This window comes from Staphylococcus sp. GDX8P54P (genome assembly GCF_017893165.1).
Lineage (GTDB): Bacteria > Bacillota > Bacilli > Staphylococcales > Staphylococcaceae > Staphylococcus > Staphylococcus borealis.
This window is the reverse complement of the sequence record NZ_JAESMM010000076.1, coordinates 1-1647: the sequence shown is the minus strand read 5'-3', so window position 1 is coordinate 1647 and position 1647 is coordinate 1. Positions and strand designations below refer to the sequence as shown.

At 32.7% G+C, this 1647-nt stretch carries 1 protein-coding gene; it reads left to right on the top strand.

Features of this window, described 5'->3' with window-relative positions:
* Positions 1-290: 290 nt before the first annotated feature.
* Positions 291-1490, top strand: coding sequence for an IS110 family RNA-guided transposase (locus KA909_RS13220; RefSeq protein WP_210130321.1), 1200 nt, complete (start codon positions 291-293; stop codon positions 1488-1490).
* Positions 1491-1647 lie beyond the last annotated feature (157 nt).

Below are 1647 nucleotides of genomic sequence, written 5' to 3'. Positions count from 1 at the left end.
CAATTCCTATTAGAGTGTTATAGGAATTGCCTTTTATAAAACATACTAAGATTAGCTGTGAAGAAATCTATGACGATAGATTTTTTCACAGCTATTTTTTATAGTTGTAGAGAGAAGTAGACTGTGCGCTCCCTTGGATTTTAAATCCGTATTAAAAAACTAGTCAGCTTTACTCTCGCCTTTTGAAATTCGTTTGTAGTATGTTGGGCTCTTGAAGCCGTGTAGAGGAAAGTGAAATGAGAAAGGTTAAGTAAAGTTTCAGCTTCTCAAAACAATTAAGGAGGAATTTCATGGATTATTTAGGCATTGATATTAGTAAAAGAACGAGCGTCATCGCACATTATTTTGAAGATAAATTCCAAAAGGAATTTACAATTCAGAATAATAAAAATGGTTATAATCAGTTACTTAAATACTTAAAAAAACTTGATCAACCTCAACTTATATTTGAATCTACCGGTGTGTATTCAAGAGGTATAGTTCAATTTTGTCAGGTTAACCATGTGAAGTATATTGAAATGAATCCATTAGAAGCCAAATTTAGAACTAGTTCTTTAAGATCTTGGAAAACAGATCAGGCTGACGCTCACAAATTGGCTCAATTAGCGCCGAATCTAGGACAAATGGACAACTCTACTACACATGATTCAATATTCTTTGAATTAAGAGAACGTGCTCGTTTTCATCTAGAAATTGATAATGACCAAAATCGTCTTAAGGTTGAGATTGTTGAACTATTACATCAAACATTTCCTGGTTTAGAAAAATTATTTAGTAATCGATATTCAATTATTGCACTCAATATCGCAGAAATTTTTACGCATCCAGATATGGTTATTGATTTAGATGAAGACACACTTATTACACATATATTGGATTCTACAGACAAAGGTCTATCAACGGGCAAAGCCAAAAATTATGCACATCAATTAGTAAATATTGCTTCAGAAAGTTACCCCAATGTCGATAGACATTCGTTTCTAGTTGAAAAAGGACGCTTACTTATCCAACAATTAAAATCATCTATACAGCGTCTTAAGCAATTAGATAAGGACATGATTCAATTAGCACAACAACTTGATTGTTTTGAAAGTATCCTTTCGACACCTGGTATTGGTAAGCTGAGTGCAGCTATGATAATTGGAGAAATTGGTGATATTACACGCTTTAAATCAAATAAACAACTCAATGCTTATGTAGGTATTGATATCAAACGATATCAATCAGGTGGGACACACAGTAGAGATACAATCAACAAGCGTGGTAATAAAAAAGCGAGAAAACTTTTATTTTGGGTGGTTATGAATATTCTAAGGGGACAACATCATTATGATAATCATATTGTCGATTATTATTACAAACTAAGAAAGCAGCCTAATGAGAAACCTCATAAGACTGCCGTCATCGCATGTATAAATCGATTATTAAAAACAATTCATTTTCTAGTAACGAACCAGAAAATGTACGATTATCAAATGGCCCCTCATTAGCCAAATATATAATCAGATATAGTTTAACACCTTATTCAAAAAATTCAAATTGAACGGTTTAGTTAAGTAATGCTTATTTTAATGATAAGTACTTGACTAATCGTAGGAAAAGGGAGCGGGACAGAATTCTTTTGAATTCGTCGTCCACTCCCAGCTT